This is a genomic window from Aquimarina acroporae, assembly GCF_023195925.1.
Taxonomy (GTDB): domain Bacteria; phylum Bacteroidota; class Bacteroidia; order Flavobacteriales; family Flavobacteriaceae; genus Aquimarina; species Aquimarina acroporae.
Genome location: NZ_JALPRE010000015.1, coordinates 125,569 through 149,594, shown reverse-complemented (window position 1 = coordinate 149,594; position 24,026 = coordinate 125,569). Strand labels below are relative to the sequence as shown.

The following is a 24,026-nucleotide window of genomic DNA, read 5'->3' as shown; positions in this document are numbered from 1 at the left end:
GGCTGTTGATGGAAATGACTATACTGCACAAGCAGCGCAAAGCTACACCCTTTCTGCTGGAGATACTTCTATCAATCTACCGGTAGATATTCTAGGTGATGTCATCGCTGAACCTACAGAAACATTTACAGGAACTATTGCCGTAACTAATGCTAATGCACAACAAGTATTCATTACAACAGATACCGCTACAGCAACAATTAATGATAATGATGCTCTGGAGTTAAGCATTGCTGGATTTACCATTACAGAAACCGAAGCTACACAAACCGCAAACTTTACTGTAACTAGTAATATCGCTGCGGAAGAAGATATTGTATTTACACTAACCACTACCAATGGATCGGCTGTTGATGGAAATGACTATACTGCACAAGCAGCGCAAAGCTACACCCTTTCTGCTGGAGATACTTCTATCAATCTACCGGTAGATATTCTAGGTGATGTCATCGCTGAACCTACAGAAACATTTACAGGAACTATTGCCGTAACTAATGCTAATGCACAACAAGTATTCATTACAACAGATACCGCTACAGCAACAATTAATGATAATGATGCTCTGGAGTTAAGCATTGCTGGATTTACCATTACAGAAACCGAAGCTACACAAACCGCCAACTTTACTGTAACTAGTAATATCGCTGCGGAAGAAGATATTGTATTTACACTAACTACTGCTGATGCTTCTGCTGTTGATGGCAATGACTATACTGCACAAGCTGCGCAAAGCTATACCCTTTCTGCTGGAGATACTTCTATCAATCTACCGGTAGATATACTTGGAGATTTAGTTGCTGAACCTACAGAAACATTTACAGGAACTATTGCCGTAACTAATGCCAATGCACAACAAGTATCTATCTCAACAGATACCTCTACAGCAACTATTAGTGATAATGATACAGCTGCTTTGAGTATTAATGATGTAAGTGTTAACGAAGCTGATGGTACTGCAACATTTACGGTAACTCTTACTGGAAATGTACAAAATAACTTTACCGTTGATTATAGCTCTACTAATAATACTGCTATTGCGGCTAGTGACTATACCGCTATTACAACAACAACCCTAACCTTTGGAGGAGTCAACAGCAATACACAAACATTTGATGTCACTATTCTTGAAAATACCATTGCTGAACCTACAGAAACCTATTTCATTAATCTCACAAATCTGGTAACCAATGGACAAACAGGAATATCTATTGCAGATAATCAAGGAGAAGGAGAAATACTAGATAACGATGCCTTAGAATTAAGCATTGCTGGATTTACCATCACAGAAACCGAAGCTACACAAACCGCTAACTTTACTGTAACTAGTAATATTGCTGCGGAAGAAGATATTGTATTTACGCTTAATACCACCAATGGATCGGCTGTAGATGGGAATGACTATACTGCACAAACAGTGCAAAGCTATACCCTATCTGCTGGAGATACTTCTATCAATCTACCAGTAGATATCCTTGGAGATTTAGTTGTTGAACCCACAGAAACCTTTACAGGAACGATAGCCGTGACCAATGATAATGCACAACAAGTATCTATTACTACAGATACCGCTACAGCAACAATTAATGATAATGACGGATCTATAGTTGGCATTTCTTCTACAATTGATCCTTCAGAACCAAATACTAATGGATTGTTTACTATAGATTTAAGTAATCCGGTATCTAGTCCTACCATTATCAATTATACCGTTTCGGGTACGGCAACAGAGACAGAAGATTTTGCCGCTTTACCAGGAAGCTTAACAATCCCAACCGGAATAACCAACGGAATCATTGAAATCGACATATTAGATGATATTATTTTAGAAGAATCTGAAACTATAATTATTACCATAACATCAACCAATAATGCAGTAGTTGTTGGTGCCATTAATGAAGCGTTTGTAACCATAACCGATGACGATAGTTCTCAAGTTACTATAACGTCTACCACTCAAGCGGCAGAACCAAATACTGACGGAGTATTTACTTTAAATTTGAGCAACCCAGTGTCTATTCCAACAGTGATAAATTATCAGGTATCTGGAACCGCGACTCCAAATGTTGATTATACTGCCTTAACCGGAAGCATAACCATTCCTGCAAATGATACTTCAGGAATGATTGATATTGCTGTTCTCGATGATACCGCTGTAGAAGGGCTAGAATCTGTATTCATTTCCTTACTTACCACAAATAACGCAGTGACGATTAACGATGCTGGAGAGGCCATTGTAAACATAAGTGATAACGATGTTTCAGAAATAAATATTCAAGTCCTGAACAATGCCAGCGAACCCTCTACAAATGGCCAATTTGAAATAACTCTAGATCAACCGGTTACCATAGACACCTCTATAACCTATTCGGTTCAAGGTATTGCTACTCCAGATGTGGATTATGCGCAACTGAGTGGAACCTTACTAATACCAGCAAATACTACATCGGTTATAATACCTGTTGAAGTTATTGATGATGACCTGGTTGAATTCAACGGCGAAAGTTTGGGCATTACCCTAGAAACAGTAGAAGATGTATTGATTATAGGAACGCAAGATCAAGCTACTATGATCATCGAAGATGATGAAATACCAACTCCGGGAGTTGAACTCATTAAAACTGCCAACCTGCAAGGTATTGGAGAAGTAAACGATATAATTACCTATACATTTACGATCATAAACATCGGTAATGTTGGTTTAGATTTTATAGAAATAAATGATCCGCTACTGAGTGACACCCCTATTCCTGTGAATGGAGTATTACCTCGAGGTGAACAAATTTCAATCATACAGGAGTATTGGGTTACACAGGATGATATTAACGAAGGAAACGTAACCAACACTGCATTTGTTTTTGCTGAAGATATCGTTTTAGGAACTATAATAGACGATATCTCCGATAACGGAATCATAGAAGATGGAGACGACAACCCAACTGTTGTTGAATTGTCCCAAAACGAGAGTATTGCTCTCATTAAGACTTCAAGATTTAATGATGAAAACAGTGATGGAGTTTCTCAAATCGGTGAGACTATCACGTATAACTTTACCATAACTAACACTGGTAACGTTACTCTATACAACATAAGAATAGAAGATGATCTTCCTGGTTTGACGTTAACTGGAGGACCTATCGTTTTAAAGCCAGGAGAATCAGACGATTTTAACTTTACGGCAACTTACGCAATTACGGTAGATGACATTTCAAATCAAAATGTAATAAATCAAGCTACGGTATTTGGAACAAGTGACACAGGAATTACAGTTCAAGACTTGTCAGATGGAGAATCCAACTTCGAAGACAATCCTACAGAAACTCCATTACGTGGTTGTGAGATTGTGGTTTACAATGCGCTTTCTCCAGATCAAAACGGAGCCAATGATGTATTTGTTATCGAAGGTATAGAATGTTACCCCAATAATGAAGTGACAATATTCAATCGATGGGGGCGCATCGTTTATGAGAAAAAACAATACAATAACCAAGACAACGCATTTAGAGGAATTTCAGAAGTGAGAGGAACAATTGGTGAAGCTGATGGACTACCAACTGGAACTTACTATTACACTATTTTGTATTCAGACTTCGACGGAAATACTCAAAGTTTAACAGGATATCTATATATAACTGGCAAATAAAAAAAGGTCTTTTTCAAATTTGAAAAAGACCTTTTTAGTACTCAAGGTGGGAATCGAACCCACACTCCCGAAGGAACTGGATTTTGAATCCAGCGCGTCTACCAATTCCGCCACTTGAGCATTTACAATCGAATTGGACGGCAAAATTAAAAAAATATTTATTCTCAACCAGTAAATAAGTAATAAAATAAGAGCTAGAGTTGAAATAAATTTTTAAATTTGCACCTTGTTTTTAAAAAGTAAGTTTTAACTCATTATAAAACAACATTTTACCCTATGCCACCCGTAAACACCGAAGCAAAGTTTTTTGCATGTAATCAAAGTACTGAACTCGCAGAAAAAATCGTAGGCGCCTACGGAGCCAAATTAGGAAATGTAATAACATCAACATATAGTGATGGTGAGTTTCAACCTTCTTTTGAAGAATCGGTAAGAGGATCACGAGTATTTATTATTGGATCTACGCATCCAAACTCAGATCATCTTATGGAAATGTTATTAATGCTGGATGCTGCAAAAAGAGCTTCAGCCAGACATATTACCGCAGTATTACCATATTATGGTTGGGCACGCCAGGACAGAAAAGACAAACCTAGAGTTCCTATTGCTGCAAAATTGATTGCTAAAATGCTGGAAACAGCAGGAGCGACAAGAATCATTACTATGGATCTGCATGCAGATCAAATACAAGGATTCTTCGAGAAACCAGTAGATCACTTATTTGCATCTACCATTTTCTTACCGTACTTGCAATCTTTAGGTCTGGACGATCTTACTATTGCATCACCCGATATGGGAGGTTCAAAAAGAGCCTATGCTTATTCAAAAGCATTAAAAAGTGATGTGGTAATCTGCTATAAGCAACGTGCCAAAGCTAATGTGATTTCTCATATGGAACTTATTGGTGATGTAACCGGTAAGAATGTAGTTTTGGTAGACGACATGGTAGATACCGCAGGAACATTAACAAAGGCTGCAGATTTGATGATAGAAAGAGGCGCAAAAAGTGTACGAGCTATATGTACACACCCACTGTTATCCGGAAACGCGTATGAGCGCCTGGAACAGTCTAAACTAGAAGAGTTGATCGTTACAGATTCAATTCCTCTAAGACAACAAAGTGATAAAATTAGAGTGGTAAGCTGTGCAAATTTATTTGCCGATGTAATGCACCGAGTGCATCACAACGAGTCTATCAGCTCTAAATTTATAATGTAAATTAGTAATATCATAAATTTTTAAAATGAAATCATTAACTATCAACGCATCTCAAAGAGAAAGCGTGGGCAAGAAAGCAACTAAAGCCCTACGTAATGCTGGACAGGTACCTTGTGTGATCTATGGTGGAGACACTATTGTACACTTTGCAGCGCCAGAAATTGCTTTCAAAAACTTAGTGTACACTCCTGACGTTCATACCGTGGTAATAGCGTTAGATAATGGTACAAAAATAAACGCTATCCTTCAGGATATTCAGTTTCACCCAGTAACAGATAAAATCTTACACATCGATTTTGTTCAGATTTTCGACGACAAGCCAATCACAATGGAGATTCCTTTCAAGACAACTGGAAATTCTCGTGGTGTTCGTGCCGGTGGTGTATTGCGTTTTAACCTTAGACGTATCAAAGTAAAAGGTCTGGCTACAGATTTACCAGATATCATTGAAGGAGATATTACCGAGCTAAGAATCGGAAACAAATTATATGTTACCGATGTAGCAAGTGATAAATTTACTATCCTTCACCCAGACAACACGGTAATTTGCCAGGTGAAAACATCTCGTAACGCAGTGGCAGATGACGCAGATGAAGAAGAAGATGCTCCAGCAGCAGAAGCTCCAGCAGCAGAAGCTTAATTCTGGATCAACTATATTACAAAAGCATTCTGACCCCAATTCAGAATGCTTTTTTTATTTTTATACCATATTTAGGGAGCGTGCCCTTCGTTTTACTACGGTCGGGCTATCTGTTTTTACTCCTCGATTGTTTGCCCTTCGAGAACACTTCGACAAGCTCAGTGTTACATTAGGCTCATAATCTGCGGGGTAATCACTACTATCCCTCACGCAAAACCAAAAAATATGCTTTCTGTTTTCAGAACATTATTTTCAAAAGAAAAAAAGGAAACCCAGGAAGATCCTATGAAAAAATTTCTCGTTGCTGGTTTGGGTAATATAGGACCCAAATATCATAACACCAGGCATAATATCGGTTTTAAGATTTTGGATGCTCTGGCAAAAGCCGAAGATCTAACCTTCGAAACCAAAAAACTTGGCGACCTAGCTACATATAAGTTTAAAGGTCGTACCATTATATTGCTTAAACCCAATACCTACATGAACCTAAGCGGTAAAGCAGTGCGGTACTGGTTAGAAAAAGAAAAGGTGCCTACAGAAAATTTATTGGTAATTACAGACGATATTAACATTCCTTTCGGAACAATACGTCTAAAAGCCAAAGGAAGCGCAGGAGGACATAACGGACTTAAAGACATCGAGGCACAGCTACATACATCAAAATATTCCAGATTTCGATTTGGAGTAGGTGCAGAATTTAGCAAAGGCAGGCAGGTAGATTATGTATTAGGCGAATGGAATAATGATGAAGAAAACGCAATGCCAGAAAGAATTGAAAAAGGAATTGAACTCATAAAGTCCTTTGCAACTGCAGGTCTCTCTAATACAATGAACATCTTTAACGGAAAATAAAGAAATGTATCCCAACATTTCCGTAATTTTATACATCAAAAATATTGCTTCTTGAAACTATACAATGACGCCAACACATATACCAGTTCTTCTCCTTCGGTGATTACCATCGGAACCTTTGACGGTGTACATATTGGACATAAAAAAATAATTGAGCGGTTGGTAGAAAGCGCAAAAAGAAATGATCTAGAGTCTGTAGTGCTCACGTTTTTCCCACACCCAAGAATGGTGCTTCAGCAAGATTCAAACATTAAACTGATCAATACTATCGATGAGCGATCTCAAATCTTAAAGGAAACAGGACTAGATCATTTGGTCATACATCCATTTACCAAAGAGTTTTCGAGACTAACGGCCGGAGAGTATGTACAAGAAATGCTTATAGACAATCTCAACGCAAGGCATATCATTATTGGTTATGATCATCGGTTCGGAAGAAACAGAAACTCAAATATCACCGATCTTGCGTCTTACGGGATTCAAAATAATTTCACCGTAGAAGAAATATCTAAACAAGATATCGATAATGTAGCGATAAGCTCAACCAAGATACGACAAGCGCTACTAGAAGGAGACATTACCAAAGCCAACACCTATTTAGGGTATAATTTTATGCTTACAGGAAAAGTGGTAAAAGGAAAAGAATTAGGAAGAAAACTAAGCTACCCAACAGCCAATCTCCATATTCAGGAAACCTATAAACTTATTCCAAAAAAAGGAGTTTATATCGTACAATCTAAAATCGATAATAAATTGTACTTTGGCATGATGAATATTGGCAACAATCCTACTGTAAATGGGACTCAGCAAAGTATCGAGACTCACTTTTTCGATGCCGATTTCAATTTATATGAAAAGAAAATACAGATTGAGTTATTAAAACGAATTCGAGATGAGAAAAAGTTTGACTCAATAGAGCAACTTCAGGAAGCCATGCAACAGGATGAAGAATTGTCTCGTGAATATATAAATTCATTAGTATGATCAATCGTTGGTTGTTCACTCAGATCGATAATAGTGCACTCATAATATTTAGAGTATTTTTTGGTTTTCTTATCGCTGCAGAAGCTATTGGAGCAATTTTTACAGGCTGGGTAACACGAACCCTGGTAGAACCCAAATTTACCTTCAATTTTATTGGCCTTGATTTTTTACAACCCTTGCCCGGCAACGGTATGTATTTTTACTTTGCCATCATGGGTATATTTGGTCTATTGATCATGATTGGTTTTAAATACCGATGGAGCATGCTTGGGTACACCATCATGTGGGCAGGAGTATATTTCATGCAAAAAGCATCCTATAACAACCACTACTATCTACTTTTGTTATTGCTCATTATGATGAATTTTTTACCTGCAGGAAATTACTTTTCTGTCGATGTAAAGAACAACCCTGCATTAAAAAAAATATCGATGCCACGATGGTGCGTACTGGTAATCATTATTCAGTTATGGATTGTGTACACCTATGCTTCTGTAGCTAAACTCTATCCCGACTGGCTAGACTACACGGTTGCAAAAAACCTAATGGCGGGCAGAGCCTACTACCCTATTATTGGAGATATATTACAAGGTCATTGGGCACATGTGAGCGTAACCTATTTTGGAATCCTTTTTGACCTTCTTATTATACCACTTTTATTATGGAAAAGAACGCGTCTGGCTGCATTTTGCATTAGTATCTTTTTTCACTTGTTCAATTCGATCATATTTCAAATCGGGATTTTCCCCTATCTATCCTTGGCGTTTAGCGTGTTTTTTTTCTCAAGAGAGCGTATACATGCTATTTTTATGAAAAAGAAAGAGTTTTACACCGATAACGAAGTAATTGTTCCATCCTATAAAAAGATTCTAATTCCGGTAGCCATAGTTTGGTTTATTATTCAAATTGCTTTACCTCTTAGACATTGGGTAATACCGGGAGACGTTTTATGGACCGAAGAAGGTCACCGCATGAGCTGGAGAATGATGCTGCGAGGACGATCCGGTACCACAAATTTTTATATCGTCGACAAAGCTACCCCAGATGCGAAAAAGACATATATAAAAAAGAGTGATCATCTTTCTAAAAAACAACTACGTTTGGTCTCTACCAAACCCGATGCGATGTGGCAATTTGCCCAATATCTGAAGGAAAAATATGCTTCAGAAGGAAGAGATATATCAGTATATGTAAAAAGTCGAATTTCTATAAATGGGAAACCAAGAAAAACATTTATAGATCCAGAAGTGGACCTAGCCAATGCCCCTTGGAATTATTTTACCTCAAACCCATGGATTATTACCTATGATAATGAGGAGCCATAAGACTCCTTACTTTTAATTAAAATAGTAAGCGTATGACGTCTAAAGTTTTGGTAAAGAATAGTTGTATCTTTTTTTTATTGTTTTCATTTTTCGCTCAGGCACAAGATGAAAAAAAGGATTGGTACAGGGTTTTTGGCACAACTCCAAATACAGTTGACAAACATCTTTATGATGATTTTAAAAATGCTCCATCTATACAACAGAAAATAAAAATCATAGATACCATCGCCGCTATTCATATTCAGGCTGGGAATACTGATTCTATACTTTATTATGGAGAGTTGTTACAAAAGGAGATCAAGTTACACAAAGATGAACTAACCAACCCAGAGCGCTACCTCTCAAAATCTTATGATATTCTAGGCAAAGGAAAACTTAAAAAAGGGCTCTTTGATGATGCCATGCAACATTACCTTGATGGCATTAATGCTTCTCCTCTTTCTACAATGAGTACAATGTATTATACGCATCAACTTGGTTTGGGTATCGTGTACCTCAACCAGGAAAAATATGATACGGCATTACCAATTTTTGAAATGTGTCTCAAAAACTCTGAAGATAAGGGTATTCAAATATTAGCCAAAAAACACCTAGCCGATGTCTATTTCTTCAAGGAAGATATTCAAAACGCAAAAGTGTACTATTTAGAAGTTCTCGACCAGTTAAGCTCACATAAAAATCACAAAATAGCGCTGGAAACGCAATTAAAACTGGGACGCATCGATCTGCATGAAAAAAATATTAACCAAGCTCTTGAGTATTTTTTAAATGTAAAAGATCAGGCTTCTCAAAATAATTATTATGACTTGTATATCGAAGCTGCCATAAGGATAGGGATTACGTATTACCGGCAGGGAGATCTTGAAGTAGCCGAAATGATTTTATCGTCTGCTTATGTAAACGCTGTACAATGGAATAAACTAAAACTACAGAGAGACGTCATTATGGTTCTTAAAGACCTTAAAGTAGCGAATAAGGATTATAAAAATGCATATCACCTTATGACTCAATATCTCTCTATCTCTAATCAGATTCTAACAAATCAAAACAAGAAAGTAGTTCAAGAGCTAGAGATTAAATACCAAACCTTGCAGAAAGAAAAAGAGATACTTGCCCTTAAAGAATCGCAGTTATTGAAAGAAGGTGAGATTGAGAAGGAGCGAACAATCAAAAAAGCATTTTTGATAGGATTTCTGGTGGTATTATTCCCAATTATAGGATTACTATTTGTATACTTTCAAAAGTTAAAAACACAAGTAGCTTTAAACAAATCTCAAGAGGAGGTGAACTCACAAAAAGTTTATGGTTTAATGAAAGATCAGGAACTAAATCTTATTAAGGCCACCATGGAAGGACAGGATAAAGAACGCCAGCGCCTTGCACGCGAATTGCACGATAGTATAGGCGGGAATTTGGCCAGTATAAAATTGCAACTTTCAAACACCTTTAAATCAGAAAATCAAAGAGTTAATATCATCAAGCAAGTTGACGAAACTTATCATCAGATCCGAGATTTTTCTCATAACCTAACACCAAAGAAATTTCAAAAAAATCCTATTACTGTACTCATAAATGAGTATATCAACAATGTATCTAACGGGAGTAAACCAGACATTTCGTTTCATCCTTATCCAGAAAATGAAATCGATAATATTGAGCCTTATCTTACAGAAGAGCTATTTAAAATATTGCAAGAGCTACTTACAAATTCACTAAAACATGCAAAGGCCAGTAGTATCGATATCTACATCAACAAAAGCGATGAGACTGTACAATTGCTCTTTGAAGACAACGGAATTGGATTTGACACTGACAAAATACCTGAAGGAATAGGTTTTCAAAATATTAAAAATCGACTCAACACGCTTTCAGGCACCCTATTTATAGACTCTATGCCAGGTCGTGGGACTGTGGTTACTATTGAAATCCCGGTGCTATCTCCGGTGTCGAGTTAACTACAGCATCTTATAAGTCGTCGCAAATATGAAAAACGGGGTAAAACTGATCTAATATTTACGACTTTACTGCATAAACTAAAAAACATAAGAGACAAAGGTATGGTGTGATATAATACTGCCTCTCCTTATAACTCACCCGATACCTTTGACTCCTATGTTTTTAAAACAAATAATCAATATTCAAGAGCTCAGAAGAGCTCTTGAATAATCAAATTTATATCAGACAGTTCCCTTTAAAACAACGAACTGGACACCAACGATTGGTAGTGTGGGCATTACCTCCAGCACACCAATAAATGTTTTGTTGTCCATTCACCTGCTTAAGTTGCTCTCTGTTTAAAATTTTACCTAGGTTTGACAATGATTTTTTCATATTTGTATAATTTATTAGATTTAAAATATTAAGCACAAACTCCGTAACGTCCAGCACCGTTGGTGAAATCACATCTTCTTGTTCCACATTGAGAATCACTTGTACACTCACATCCTCTTGGAACTCCAATTCCATTCCATACGTCTCCACCACCAGCACAGATATCTTCTGAATCAGTAAAGGTGACACCACCTTTTATTGTTTTTTGTTCGTTTCTGTTTAATGCTCTTCCTAAGTTTAACAAAGATTTTTTCATTAGTAATTATTTAAAATTGAATGATATCCCCGATCATTTAATGACACTCAGGGTTTGTGTCAATACATGTATACAATAATGCGATGACAATGTGTGTTCTGTTTTTTCAGCTACACCAATGTTTAAAATCGTTTTGCTATTACAAACCCGCCTTAACCAAAGACATGATTCTATTACTACTAATTATGAAGTGCATTGGAAATAAAAACCATACAAGCCCTGTCTGATTTCACTTCCAATTAGAAATCAGATTTTCCTACTTTGAATAGTGTATCGTCTTTCAAAATGAACTTCATTTTCTTGACTCTTCACACTTTCGGAATTTGTTACCCTTTTTTTCTAAAAAAAATAAAACTTAAGATGGTTATAAGTAGAAACCCTATGATATAATAGGGTGTAAAGTTGTGTTCAAAAGTTGGAGTTGTATCCCCTATTAACACAAAAGAAGCCCAATAATACGGAGATGCTTCAGATAGCGAATGCTTTTTTAGGTATTTTCTTTTTGCGTTACCTAGTGCTTTAACTTTGGATGAAGAGGCTTCTAAATCTTCATAGAAATACTTCATTACACTTGACGTAGAAGTATCATTAACATTCCATAACGACGAGATAACTGCATTGGCTCCAGAATAAAAGAAACCTCTTGCTAAACTGAAGACACCTTCACCTTTATTAATTTTTCCAATATTTGTTTGGCAAGCACTAAGCACTACCAGATCAGCATTATTTTTATGGGTATATAGCTCATGCAGTTTAATCGTATCCTTGAAAAAATAAACCTCAGGTTTTTCTCCAGAAGTAGCATGGGTTGCCAAATGTATTATTCTGGCATCTTTGCTTTTTTCGAGAAATATTTCTTTACTTGCTTGTTCAAACAAATATGTATCTCCTTTTAAAACAGTATTGATAGAAAGAATTTCGTTTTCGGTATTCTGTAAAACAGGAAGCCCCATCGCTGAAAACCGAATTGGAGCAAATCCTACAAAGTTAAGATCGGTTTTCCTTTCTGTTTCACCAGTTTGTTCCAGAAATGACATTGAATAGGTGTAACTAATATCATTTTGTTCGATTAAATATTTTATTGATTTTTCATTTACACTAAAAGCCTCAAAAGGAATATTTTGCATGCCTACATCGGGAATAAGAACAAGATGCTTATCTACAATTATTTTTTTGAGATGCTCTCCAGGGAAGAGTTCGTTATACAAGGAGAAAGAAACTTCTTTAAAAAAAGTGAGCTCTTTTTTGGTTTTTAATGGTTTGGATATAAGTTGTTTATATTGCTTTAAGTTAAGCAATACCTCTTCGGTGTTTTTGACCTTAAAACTAAATGTATGATCATGAGATATTACCAATCCGAACAGACTTTTCTCTTCTCCATAATTTTCATCGAGTGCATATGAAACAATTACGGTATTCAAATCTAACGCCTTTCTTATATCTGAAAGGGAAAGAGATTCCATCTTTAGCTTTTCATCAAAATATTGAGGGTTTACTCGATATAAAGAATCATTAAATGCCCGGTAATACTCTTTTAATTCGAATAGAGCGTCTTTTTCTTTACTGTAAACATTAGTATTAGCATGTATTTTATCCTCTAGACTTAAAATATCTTTAGTTAGTGCCAGCCTTTTATCTAACAATTCTTTTGGCAAATTAAATTGTAACGTATTTTCTTTAATTCCTTGTATAAGTAGTAAGGCCCTGTTCTTTTCCATATGACGGAACATGGCAACCTCATCCTTTAAAAGATGTGCGGCTCGTATTCCTAACACATAAACTTCTGAAGCCTCTTTTCGCCAAAGCAATTTTGTATTGATTTCATAGCTATTTTCGATAATCATGGCCACTAACCTATCACTAATGGTCACTGTACCTAGTACCCGTTCAAGATAACTACGATCTTTTGTGGTTTCATATAGGTTAAGTAGAATAATTATTTTACTCCGTAACGCTTTAAACACATCCCTTCTATCGCCAGTTTCATACAGATTCAATTGTGTTGGAGGAGTATGAGTCACCTCCCCTTTTTGCCCAAAACTCCAACTTAAAGAGATCTCTATATTTTCAAGAGCCAACTCATACTTTCGCTGTTCCTTATAAAAATTGGAAATATTTCTATAGCTTTCTGCTTTTCGGATTTTATTGTTTTTATTAAATCTCAAACTACGCTCTAGAAAAAATAAAGCACTATCTTTTTTATGATTAAGATGTAACTCACCTAGATTAACATATGAATTAGAAATTACCATCGAGTCCTTCAGCTCTAAACCTTTGTGTAGATTTCTTTCGTAGTAATATTTAGCTTTTTCAAAATTATTGAGAAACCTATTTCCATATAAATTTGCATAGCCGGCGTTAAGTGAATAAAACTTAGTTCGTGTTAACAGCCGTTTTTCTTTTTGTATCAGACTATCTGCCTTTGCTAGCAAAGCAATACCTTCTATTGATGCCGATTTTGTTTTTAATGCATCATAAATTATGGTGGTGTTTATATATGATGACAAAAGACTTGATTCTGAATCTATATCTTTATTCGAATCTGTTTCTAACAAATAGATGCCTTTTTTAGAATAATCTAAAGCCTTATACAACTCTCCTTTTCTTCTATAGTATTTACCTAACTCTACATATGATCTAGCTACTTTGTTTTGAGTAATATTAGCTGTTATTACATTTTCGAAACAACGAACTCCTTCAGAAAACTGTCTATTTACGAAATAGAATCTACCTAAATTATAAAGCGCGTTTTCAAAATTAACTGTACTTTTTTGTGTTTCAATAAAATGATCTACCTCAATATTGGCATATTTAATGGCTAGGCTATACTTTTTTTTGATATAATACTGTATAGAAAAAAAATGAGCAATTTCTATGATCTGCGTACTATCTTTTGTACAACGCAATAGCTCATCGACTTCAGCACTTTTTGGCACTTCTTTACTAGCCTTAAGTTGTATATATTGATCATAGCAATTTTGGCTACTTATAGGCATTATGTGTCCTATAAGCAGCCAAAAATAGATGAGATATTTTTTGAGATTCAACAACAATATTTAGTCACAAATAATAGCTGGATCATTAATCGTATACGTTCTGTAATCAATCTGACGAAGTACAGCTTTTTTAACAATATCTGGATCTTCAATAGGATCTGATACTCGTTGATTTAATTCCTGATATGGGGCATCCTCCCAATTATGAATTATAATATCTCTGTAGTTCCAGATTTCTGCATTAGGGTTTAACGGACAAGGAGTCACTTGAATAGTTCCATATATTGTAGTATTATCGGCCCTTACCTGAGCCTTCTCTGCTTCGGTAGCTCCTAGTTCATAAACTACGATAACTTCGATGTCTACAACCGTATACTCTACAGGGGTGCCATCTACAAAAGTTAGATCCGGAAAACGTGAATTCTTCTCAAAACTTGTTGTGGTGTCTTTTTCTAAATTTTCAACTTCTACCAACTCATTACCTTGTTGACAAGCCGATAAAATTAAACACACCAGTATTCCTAAAATTACATTTTTTCTCATTTTTTGTATTTTTGTTTGCCTACTCTTCCCGAAAAACTAAAAAGTTACCCACGCAAAAGTATAAAATTTTATTTTTGCCCTTTAACAGTAGAGTATGGACGGCAACTTCATTTTAAATGAGCTTGTAAAAGAAGATTCAAAAATAATTACCGGGATATACGACAAAAATTTTCCTTTGGTCAAAAAATTCATCCTTCAAAACAAGGGAAATCTTGAAGACGCAGAAGATATATTTCAGAAAAGTCTGATTCAGATTATAATTCGCTACAAAAAGGAAAAATTTGCTATAAGCGGTAGTTTTGACGCCTATTTGTTTGTGGTTTGTAAAAATCTTTGGCGAAGAGAGTTAAATTCTCATAAAAAACGGGTAACAAATGTTGAAAAAGTTGAAGTACGTGATGAATATGAAGATAGTTCATACGCACTTATAGAGCAAAAACGACACGAACTGTTTACCGAAAAGTTTGCTCAAATAACAGGAAATTGCAAAAAAATCTTAACCCTGTTTTTTGCAAAGACATCGTATGAAGAGATCGTTGCCAACACAGAATACACTTCTGAGTTGGTCGTAAGACAACGAGTGTTTAAATGTAAAAAACGTCTTACCGAACTAATTTTAAAAGATAAAAGATATAATTCATTGAAGGAATTATGAGTGTAGAAGAAGATATATTAATTGAACAGTTTCTAAGAAATTTACTGTCTGATGAACAGCGAAATGATTTTTTGGATAAAGTTTCTAACGACGTCGATTTTAAGCAAAAGTTTCTTTTAGAAAAGCAACTTTTTGAAACTCTAAACGAAGAAGAATGGAGTTATGCTTCTAATGTGGATCCAGGAGAAGTAGAAGAATATGCTACGCTATATAAAAACAATGCAGAGCGTTTAGGGAACATAATAGAAAAAGCGAAAGCCAACCATAAACGCAAAAACAACCTACGACGGTTAGTATACTTTTCTGCTGCGGCTGCAGCACTAATAGCAATATTTATCAACTTTTACCCTCAAAAAGACCTTAGTAGTCCAGAAGAAGTTTATGTACACTATGCAAGTAGTTATGAATTGCCTTCACTTATAAGCAGAAACTCTGAAGATAATACTAGTTTGATCGCTGCAGAACATAGTTTTAAAAACAAAAACTATCAAGAAGCTTTAAACCATATCGAGGCATTACTAGAAAAAGATAAAGACAACAGCATTTTATATCTGTATAAAGCTATTTCTCATTTAGAACTGGAAGAATACGACAGTTCAGAAAAAACGTTGAATGCTCTTATAGACCGTGATCTTATCGATTCTGAAAAAGGATATTGGTACAAATCGCTTCTTTACTTAAAAGCAAATGAGTTCAATAAATGTGAGCAAATGCTCAACATTATCATTGAGAATTCCTATTTTAAATATAATGATGCTAAGGAAATGCTGAAAGATTTGGAAGATCTTAAAGAATAGATCTTATTTATAAAAACACAATCCTAATATTATATTCCTTAATTATAAGGGTATTATATCCAACTTCTGAATAAATGTAACATGAAAAAATCTTATTCATAGCTAACGACATTGCTTCCTATGGTGTAAAAACCAAAGTTGACCTAATAAAACGTTGGTTGTTATATCATCTTTTTACTGTTCTAAATTATCCCTAAGTGCTCTATTTCGTTACCGTGATTTATCCTTCGTATTATAAGACTGAATTCGTCCAAAATAAATAATAGAGTCTCATTTTTTGATACTCGTATTGCTTACTTTTGGCGATATTTTAGAAAATTATTTTAAAAATCAATAAAGAATTATGGTTAAAATTTATCATCTATTCATATTTTTTACTCTAATTATGTTAGCATCTTGCGGAACAGATGACAACTTACCTCCAGATACGATCCCGCCTTCTAATATCACTTTAACTATTAACGACCTAAGTGATGACAATACAGAACCAATTAGAATAAGCAAGAACCTAGATATAAAGGTAAATGCAGAAGACGATAGAGGAGTCTCCAAAGTTGAAGTATTTATAGATAATCAAAAAATCAATGAAGATGTTACGGCTCCATTTGAAATAAGTGTTGATGTTAACTCTTTTGAAACAGGTGAATACACATTGAAGATATCTGTATCTGACGAAGCAGGAAATACTGCATCTAAAGAAGAAACAATCATTATTGATAACACCATACCTTCTATCACTAATTTATCAATAGCTAATGGTACTATAATCGGAGGTGACCAAAATGAACTTACTTTTGAGGTAATAGATGATACTGGCATTGAAAAAGTTAATATTTATATAAATGACAACAATATTGAAGAAATTACAGACGACAGTTACTTAGTCAATATTCCTACTAATGATCTTGCAGATGGGAATAACGAAATTCGTATTGTTGCTTTGGATCTAACAGGAAACACTTCAACTGCTAATCTTAATGTTGTTATTGATAACTCTGGTCCGGAAATTACGTTAGAATCTATTACTGAGGGGCAAATTGTTGATGCACTAATAAATTTCAATCCAAATGTTACAGACACTTTCTCTGAAGTTATTACTCTTGAAGTTTTGTATAATGATCAACAACTAAAACTGTTTAATGAGGTTTCCAATTATAGTTTTGATTTTGATCCAGAAATATACCCTGTAGGAGCAGGGAACTTTAAATTTATCGCTACAGACGCCTTAGGAAATTCCACCACAAAAGAAATCAGAGTAGAAAACAAAAGACTATTATTAACTTTAAACGTACCAGATAATCTGGTACAACAATCTACTGTAGAATACTGGGCTTTTGTTTCCGGAGCTGATGGTAAGCCGTTAGATACAAAACAAATTACAAGAGACATTTCTGAACTTAAATTTTATAGCGATGAAGAGTTCACAAACGATGATATTTTCACCTTAACTCTTGTAAATTACAATAATGGAAACAGTTACGGCTTATACTCCATTCAAAATTTAACAAGAGAAACACCGGGGAAGATTAACTTATTTGGACCAAAAGAAAGTCGTGTATTACAACTAAATGTAAATTATCCAAGTTCCGGATTTTCAAATACTACATCAATAAGAGGTCGTGCTATAGACCATAATGGCGTAGAAATAAATGATCTATTCAACATAAGTAGTTTTGATCCTATTTGGGATGAAAATGCAGGAACTGAATACTCATACGTTTATGCCAATGATCCTGTAACAGGAAATTATAGCTATGAAAAAATTGAAAAACCTTTTCCTAACGACTATACGCTTGAAGCAACCAACTTTTCCACCGAAAATATTGAGCAAAGAACAGTTGAAATGACCAACTCAAATCAGAGTATGTTTTTTAGACTGTTTGGATTTGATAATGAAATAGCTTTTAATACTGATTCATACCACGAGATATTCTTTGGCTCGATCGGAAGAGGAACAGCAAACTATAAGGTAAACACCTCTTTTCATAAGTATAGACATAGAATCGCACTGAATGATTACATAACCGAACGTGTGGGATTACCTTCTGCCACTTATACAAGACCAAACTGGAATCTGGATTATTCTCAAAATCAAAATACTATTTCATTAACCAAAGATGGACAAGAACATAAGGTTGGACAAGTATACTTAACTAACCAAAGTAACTTTGACACTCGATATTCATGGGTTATTGTATTCGACAGCCAGAATCAAGATAACATAGTTATACCCACGATTCCTGAAGAACTAAGCCACTTAACCTTGCATTCTTATTCAAAATCTAACACCTTTGAAGTAAGGCAAGTTGAAATTTCAAAATATAAGGGTATCAACAGTTATTCAGAATATCTAAATCTAGTTGTTAAAGAGAATAAGGAATATAAAGAGGTTTCCGAAGAAGTAGATTCAATTTACAAAGTAATTAATAACTCAAATGCACTTTTCATTTTCTGGAACTTTCCTTTCTAGAAGACCTTACTAAGTTATAAAAACAAGGTGGAAACACTCTTAGACTGATAAAAAAAGCCTTGGTAATTAATTGCCAAGGCTTAATTATTATATACGTCGTATTTTCACTAAGACTGCTATAAATTTATTTATAATGAAGATAAAATACATACAAGGGCACCAGGTGTGACACAATTACTGCCTACTCCTCATATCACACCAAATACTGTGACCCTTATATACTCAACTTTGACATTTTGTAATATTCTTTAGATATTAAACAGACTTCTATTACAATCTAACTCAAATTGAAAATCAGTAATCTATTAGTTTTGTTGCAACCTAAAGAATAAATATACTTTCAAAATGTCCTTCAAACTAAAATGTGGCTTTTGCCAACTATTTGTGATTTTCGGAATTGAATTTATTCCTTGTAGATAATGCTAAGTTTTAAGAATTAAATTGCGAGCAGTTTCCATATATTACTTACCCCAAAAACAATATATTTCGTCACTTGTTGCCATCTTAAAAACCCAAACATAACTCCCCAACATATCGTAAAATCCAATTACTTTAATCTGATACGAAATAAGGTTTATTTACGATGCCATTCGCCCCAAAAGAAGATGTGGCACTCTTTTTTTAATCCTCAAAAAGCCCAATATCTCTCAAAAAATAGCTTAAAGTGAAGATTTTTCCTTCAAAATATAAAGGCATATTATTTCTTTAGTGTATTAATTATCAATTACAATAGGACAACATTTTTTAGTATTGTCTCAAATCCTGAGACAGAAAAAATATAACCTTTGCAATCTATTATGATTTAATATTAATTTTATAACAAATTTTAACGTAAACCTTAATTTTTTAGTCGTCACTTAATTGCCTATGGAACTCCTCATTGATTTTACACTCCATCTAGGAGTGATTGCCAATGCGCTTTTACTTTATATTTTATGGAAGAATGGTTTAAAAGAATTTCACTTTAGAATGCTTTTTGTCATTTTCTTGTGGATACTATTCACCCAAATCTGTTTTTTTGGTTTTATCAATGAAAGTAAGACCATTTTCTTCGCTACTTTTTTATTTCAGGACACTATCCCTATTAGCATAGGACCATTTCTTTTTTTGTACTCCAAAGCCATCTTTTACCCTAAAAAAGATATCATAAAGAAAAATATAAAACATTTTATCATTCCTATTTTATACCTTCTGTTTGCAAGCATTCCAAAACTTGTAAGTTTAATTAATAGTCCCGAAGTTTTTGGACACCTTCGTGTAGGATTAGAAAACCTGTTTGCACTTAACATCGTATACTCCCTTATCTACTGTATTGCTGCGATAAGACTTCTTAAAAAAACCAACAAAATTGTTCCTCAATATTATGCTCATGTAACTCCTGGTGATTTTAATTGGTTACTAAAGCTTTTATACAGCACAGTCTTGATTACAGGAATAGATGTTTCTATTACCATTTTTGAAGTTGTATACGGTGATATCAGCTCGGCAGTTGGTATTATTGCCTTATTTGTAGTTTTCTTAATCGTATACTTGGCTTACCATGGGATTTCACAAACAAAAGTGTTACTCCCTGAGTTTCTCCTTAAAAAGATTCCTTCTATAGATAAAAATAGTGGAGACACCTCTACCTCTTCTAATAATGATACCAAAGCGATATACTCACTACAAGAAATGGAATCTTTGCAACAACAGCTCGACGCATTGATGCAACAACAACAGTGGTATTTAAACACAGAGTTGTCTTTAAAATCTCTATCTGAAGAATTGAACATTTCTGATAAAAAATTGTCCTATCTGCTTAATCAGCATATGAAGGTTAGTTTTTATGATTACATTAATCGTTTTAGAGTTGAAGAAGTGAAAGCACGTATTTTAAACCCGTCCTTTTCAAAATATACATTATTGGCCATTGCCCTGGAGTGCGGTTTTAACTCTAAAACCAGTTTCAACAGAACGTTTCAAAGGTTCGAAGGAATAACACCTTCTAATTTTAAGAAACAAACTATAAACTCTTAATTACATCCTATTTAACACATACAAGGTCACTTAGAAAAAAGCATATATTCTAGTAACAAACGCTCTCCAAATTTCTTCAGTAATTCAATGTATTTAAATATATCTTTTCTTTAAATTTGCTCCTTCATTGCGGTAACCTTGCCTACAGGAATATTCCGCTCAAAAAAGATATCATGTTAGTAGTATCACAAATCATTGAAAATAAAGAGGAATATATCAAAGCGTTGGCAAAACGTAATGTTGATGCCGCTCCTGTTTTGGATCAAATTATTACTCTTGATGAGAATCGTCGTGCAACACAAGCAAAATTGGATAATACCCTTGCCGATTCGAACAAATTCTCTAAAGAGATTGGAATGTTGTTCAAAAATGGAGAACAACAAAAAGCAAACCTATTAAAAGAAAAAACAGCACAGCTTAAAGAAACTTCTAAAGAGCTTTCTTCGGAGTTGACCAATATACAAAACGAACTTTCTGAACTTTTATATACCGTTCCCAATATCCCTCACCCTTCTGTTCCTGATGGCCAAAGTGATGAAGACAATGAAGAAGTTTTTAAAGAAGGTGACATCCCAGCTTTGGAAGAAGGAGCTTTACCACATTGGGAATTGGCTAAGAAATATGATATTATCGATTTTGAGCTTGGGGTAAAAATAACAGGTGCAGGATTTCCTGTGTTTAAAGGTAAAGGTGCGCGGCTGCAGCGAGCATTAATAAGTTACTTTTTAGATAAGAATGCTGAGGCGGGTTACAAAGAATATCAGGTTCCACATTTGGTTAATGAAGCCTCTGGATACGGAACAGGACAATTGCCAGACAAAGAAGGGCAAATGTATCATGTTACAGGAGACGATTTATATCTTATCCCTACGGCAGAAGTTCCTGTTACCAATATGTTTAGAGATGAATTATTGAAAGAAAATGATCTCCCGATTTGTTGTACTGGGTATACCCCTTGTTTTAGGAGAGAAGCTGGATCTTATGGTGCTCATGTAAGAGGTTTAAACCGTTTGCATCAATTTGATAAGGTAGAAATTGTGCGTATCGAAACTCCTGAAAATTCATATAAGGCTCTAGATGGAATGGTGGAGCATGTAAAAGGAATTTTGAGAGAACTAAAGTTACCATATCGTATATTAAGACTTTGCGGTGGAGACATTGGATTTACTTCTGCACTTACTTATGATTTTGAAGTATTTTCTACGGCACAGGATCGTTGGTTAGAAATCAGTTCTGTGTCAAACTTTGAATCCTATCAAGCTAACCGTTTAAAACTACGTTTTAAAGATAATAATGGTAAAAAACAATTGGCTCACACCTTAAACGGAAGCTCATTGGCATTACCAAGAGTTATTGCTGGTATTTTAGAAAACTATCAAACTCCAAAAGGAATTAAAATCCCTGATGTTTTGGTCCCTTACTGTGGATTCGAATACATAGATTAGGCTATCTATAACATATCGCTAAAGCGTATTTTGCTATATTTACAAAAAAACTTGCAAAATGCGCTTTTTCTTTATCTATATTGCTCTATTTATATCTTTTTCAGCGTTCTCCCAATCTGAGCAGCTGGCTAAGAACTATATGCAGCAAGGGCAATATGAAAAGGCATTAATCATTTATCAAAAACTCTACGATAAGAACCCGAATCGTATGAATTATGTGTTGGGATTGGTAGAGTCACATCAGCAGTTAGAACAATTTGAAGAGGCCGAAGGTGTATTAAAAAAACGAATAAGCCAAGTACCCAATAATGCTCAATTACTTGTTGAATTGGGGCATCATTATGAGGTACAAGGAAAAGCAGATCAAGCAAAAATATACTACGACAAAGCTGTAGAAACATATAGCAATACCGATGTGAATCATGCCTATTCTCTTGCTCAAACCTTTGAAAAATATAATCTTCTAGACCAAGCTGCTTTGATTTATGAAAAAGGGATGCAAGACAATCCCAGGTCCAATTTTAATGTACAACTAGCCAAAATTTATGGCGAGCAAGGCAAGTTGGAGAAAATGTTCTCGAGCTATTTATCCTTACTGCAACTACAGCCTAATTACATTAATGTTGTACAGCGTAATTTTAGCGATTATATCACCGAAGATTCTTCAAATGAAGCCAATGTTATTTTTAAGAAGTTGCTGATCAAAAGGCTTCAGCAAAACCCAGATATTTTATATAATGAAATGCTGAGCTGGCTCTTTGTTCAACAAAAAGAGTTCAAAAAAGCGTTTGTGCATGAAAAAGCTATTTATAAACGAAAAGATGAAAGTCCGCAGGGTATTATAAATTTAGCCAGAATTGCTATTTCAGAAAAAGATATTAAATCTGCTACCGAGATTCTTGATTACATTTTAGAAACCTCGGCTTCTAAAGACATGAAACTTACCGCACATAAGATCATACTAAAAGCAAAAGTAGACGAAGGAAATAAAAAGGAATATGATAATATCGTAGAACAGTATAATGCTGTATTTAATGAATACGGCAAATCTAGAGAAACTATAGGTTTACAAATTGATTATGCTCATTTTCTGGCCTTTAATCAAGATAAAAAACAAGAATCGATAACCTTTCTGCAAGATCTGATAAAGAGAGAACGTTTATCCAGGTTTCAATCATCGAGAGTAAAAATGAAAATCGCCGATATTTTGGTTTTAGATCAAAAATTCAACAAGGCTCTTATCTATTATACTCAGGTTCAGAATGTATTAAAAAATAATTTCCTTGCACAAGATGCAAGATTCAAAGTAGCAAAAACAAGCTATTATAAAGGCGATTTCTCTTGGGCACAAACGCAATTGGATGTTTTAAAATCTTCTACTTCGCAATTGATCGCAAATGATGCCATGGAGTTAAGTCTTATTATAAGTGATAACTCTCTTGAAGATTCTACACAAACTGCACTTAAGATATTTGCCAAAGCCGATTTACTGGCCTTTCAGAATAAAAACCAAGAGGCTATCGCTATGTATCAAAAGATTCTCGATAATCATAGAGGGGAAAAGATTGAAGACGAAACTTTTTTACGACAAGCTAAGCTATATGAAAAAGAAAAAGATTTTGAAAAAGCCAAAGTAAATTACCTAAAAATCTTAGAGTTTTTCGAATACGATATATTGGCCGATGATGCTTATTATTGGTTAGCCGAATTGTATGTTAATCAATTGGGAGAACCCGAAAAAGCAAAAGAACTGTATGAAAAAATAATTTTTAACCATGCAGACAGTATTTATTTTGTTGAAGCCCGAAAAAAATATCGAACCCTAAGAGGAGATGCTATAAATTAGTATAGTTGTGGT

Annotated in this window: 17 protein-coding genes and 1 tRNA gene; 13 read left to right on the top strand and 5 right to left on the bottom strand. The window is 34.7% G+C overall.

Features of this window, described 5'->3' with window-relative positions; translation table 11 throughout:
* Positions 1–3,640: Calx-beta domain-containing protein (locus M0D21_RS19780; protein WP_248332706.1), on the top strand; the 3,640-nt coding region annotated here is incomplete at its 5' end.
* Between the two features lie 38 nt (positions 3,641–3,678).
* Here M0D21_RS19780 and M0D21_RS19775 read toward each other — a convergent pair.
* A tRNA-Leu gene (locus M0D21_RS19775) sits at positions 3,679–3,760 on the bottom strand.
* Positions 3,761–3,916: 156 nt separating this feature from the next.
* Here M0D21_RS19775 and M0D21_RS19770 point away from each other — a divergent pair.
* The 6 genes from M0D21_RS19770 (at position 3,917) to M0D21_RS19745 (ending at position 10,614) form a co-directional block, all read left to right on the top strand.
* On the top strand, positions 3,917–4,858 hold the full coding sequence (locus M0D21_RS19770) for a ribose-phosphate pyrophosphokinase (protein ID WP_248332705.1): 942 nt from the start codon (positions 3,917–3,919) through the stop codon (positions 4,856–4,858).
* Positions 4,859–4,883: 25 nt separating this feature from the next.
* Positions 4,884–5,498: a 50S ribosomal protein L25/general stress protein Ctc gene (locus M0D21_RS19765; protein ID WP_248332704.1), complete on the top strand. Its 615-nt coding sequence runs from the start codon at positions 4,884–4,886 to the stop codon at positions 5,496–5,498.
* Positions 5,499–5,723: 225 nt separating this feature from the next.
* On the top strand, positions 5,724–6,350 hold the full coding sequence (gene pth, locus M0D21_RS19760) for an aminoacyl-tRNA hydrolase (RefSeq protein WP_248332702.1): 627 nt from the start codon (positions 5,724–5,726) through the stop codon (positions 6,348–6,350).
* Positions 6,351–6,401: 51 nt separating this feature from the next.
* Complete coding sequence (locus M0D21_RS19755) at positions 6,402–7,334, top strand: bifunctional riboflavin kinase/FAD synthetase (RefSeq protein WP_248332699.1); 933 nt, start codon at positions 6,402–6,404, stop codon at positions 7,332–7,334.
* Positions 7,331–8,659, top strand: coding sequence for an HTTM domain-containing protein (locus M0D21_RS19750; protein WP_248332697.1), 1,329 nt, complete (start codon positions 7,331–7,333; stop codon positions 8,657–8,659). Before M0D21_RS19755 ends, M0D21_RS19750 begins: the two co-directional genes overlap by 4 nt.
* Before the next feature lie 32 nt (positions 8,660–8,691).
* Complete coding sequence (locus tag M0D21_RS19745; protein ID WP_248332695.1) at positions 8,692–10,614, top strand: tetratricopeptide repeat-containing sensor histidine kinase; 1,923 nt, start codon at positions 8,692–8,694, stop codon at positions 10,612–10,614.
* Between the two features lie 217 nt (positions 10,615–10,831).
* Here M0D21_RS19745 and M0D21_RS19740 read toward each other — a convergent pair whose 3' ends face one another.
* From M0D21_RS19740 to M0D21_RS19725, 4 genes are all read right to left on the bottom strand, one after another.
* Positions 10,832–10,990: a hypothetical protein gene (locus M0D21_RS19740; protein ID WP_248332692.1), complete on the bottom strand. Its 159-nt coding sequence runs from the start codon at positions 10,988–10,990 to the stop codon at positions 10,832–10,834.
* A 28-nt stretch (positions 10,991–11,018) separates the two neighbouring features.
* The gene (locus M0D21_RS19735) at positions 11,019–11,246 is read right to left on the bottom strand and encodes a hypothetical protein (protein WP_248332690.1); all 228 of its coding nucleotides are present in this window, start codon (positions 11,244–11,246) and stop codon (positions 11,019–11,021) included.
* 326 nt (positions 11,247–11,572) lie between these two features.
* On the bottom strand, positions 11,573–14,242 hold the full coding sequence (locus tag M0D21_RS19730) for a CHAT domain-containing protein (protein ID WP_248332688.1): 2,670 nt from the start codon (positions 14,240–14,242) through the stop codon (positions 11,573–11,575).
* Positions 14,243–14,302: 60 nt separating this feature from the next.
* Positions 14,303–14,785, bottom strand: a complete 483-nt coding sequence (locus tag M0D21_RS19725; RefSeq protein ID WP_248332686.1) for a hypothetical protein — start codon at positions 14,783–14,785, stop codon at positions 14,303–14,305.
* Positions 14,786–14,879: 94 nt separating this feature from the next.
* Between M0D21_RS19725 and M0D21_RS19720 the strand changes: the two genes are divergently transcribed.
* The 6 genes from M0D21_RS19720 (at position 14,880) to M0D21_RS19695 (ending at position 24,014) form a co-directional block, all read left to right on the top strand.
* A complete protein-coding gene (locus M0D21_RS19720; protein WP_248332684.1) occupies positions 14,880–15,440 on the top strand; it encodes an RNA polymerase sigma factor in 561 nt (186 codons plus the stop codon).
* On the top strand, positions 15,437–16,237 hold the full coding sequence (locus M0D21_RS19715) for a tetratricopeptide repeat protein (RefSeq protein ID WP_248332682.1): 801 nt from the start codon (positions 15,437–15,439) through the stop codon (positions 16,235–16,237). The genes M0D21_RS19720 and M0D21_RS19715 overlap by 4 nt, the downstream gene beginning before the upstream one ends.
* A 385-nt stretch (positions 16,238–16,622) precedes the next feature.
* On the top strand, positions 16,623–18,707 hold the full coding sequence (locus M0D21_RS19710; protein WP_248332680.1) for an Ig-like domain-containing protein: 2,085 nt from the start codon (positions 16,623–16,625) through the stop codon (positions 18,705–18,707).
* Positions 18,708–19,574: 867 nt separating this feature from the next.
* Entirely contained in the window at positions 19,575–20,723 is a 1,149-nt protein-coding gene (locus M0D21_RS19705; RefSeq protein WP_248332678.1) for a helix-turn-helix domain-containing protein, read from the top strand.
* A 173-nt stretch (positions 20,724–20,896) separates the two neighbouring features.
* Positions 20,897–22,168 (top strand): serine--tRNA ligase, encoded by a 1,272-nt coding sequence (gene serS / locus M0D21_RS19700; RefSeq protein ID WP_248332676.1) that lies wholly within the window; start codon positions 20,897–20,899, stop codon positions 22,166–22,168.
* A 58-nt stretch (positions 22,169–22,226) separates the two neighbouring features.
* Complete coding sequence (locus tag M0D21_RS19695; RefSeq protein WP_248332674.1) at positions 22,227–24,014, top strand: tetratricopeptide repeat protein; 1,788 nt, start codon at positions 22,227–22,229, stop codon at positions 24,012–24,014.
* Positions 24,015–24,026: the final 12 nt, after the last annotated feature.